Here is a 783-nt window from a genome sequence, read left to right as displayed (position 1 = left end):
GTGATGTTGATAACAAAATTATCAACTTATATGCCCGTGGTATGTCTACAAGAGATATCAGTGATACTGTTAAAGATATTTACGGTGTAGAAGTTAGTGCAGCTATGATAAGTAAAATAACAGATAAAATTATCCCTAAAGCTTTACAATGGCAAAACAGGCCATTAGATATGTATATCCAATAGGCTTTATTGACTGTGTTCATTTTAATGTTAAAACAGATAATATGGTTACCAAAAAAGCTGCATATGTTGTTTTAGGAGTTAATGAGAATGGATATAAGGAAATATTTGGTATTTGGATCGGCGAAAACGAAACAGCTAAATTCCAGCTATCAGTACTAACTGATTTAAAGAATAGAGGAGTTAAGGATATATTGATTATTTGCAGTGATGGTCTTTCAGGTATTAAACAAGCAATTGAATCAGCATTCCCAAATACAGTACAACAAAGATGCATAGTTCATCTAATTAGAAATTCATGTAAATACTTGAGTTATAAAGACAGAAAAGAATTCTGTAAAGATCTAAGAACAGTATATACAGAATCTACAAGTGATAAAGCATTAGAAGCACTGGATAAGTGTAAGGGTAAATGGGGAGATAAATATCCGTATGCATTTAAGCCATGGGAAGAAAACTGGAATGAAGTTTGCAGTATGTTTAATTATGTTCCAGAACTAAGAAAAATCATGTACACAACGAATGCAATTGAAAGTTTAAATAGTGCATTTAGAAAGTTTACTAAAATAAGAACAGTATTCCCAACAGATGAAAGTTTATT

Annotated in this window: 1 pseudogene; it reads left to right on the top strand. The window is 31.0% G+C overall.

Going from position 1 to position 783, the window contains the following annotated elements:
- Positions 1 to 783, top strand: a pseudogene (locus KTF99_RS16845) (IS256 family transposase); the annotation flags it as partial.

It is taken from the genome of Erysipelatoclostridium sp. MSK.7.34 (genome assembly GCF_019041935.1).
GTDB lineage: Bacteria > Bacillota_I > Bacilli_A > Erysipelotrichales > Coprobacillaceae > Thomasclavelia > Thomasclavelia ramosa.
The sequence above is the reverse complement of the archived record's forward strand: the minus strand, read 5'-3'. Positions and strand labels throughout refer to the sequence as shown.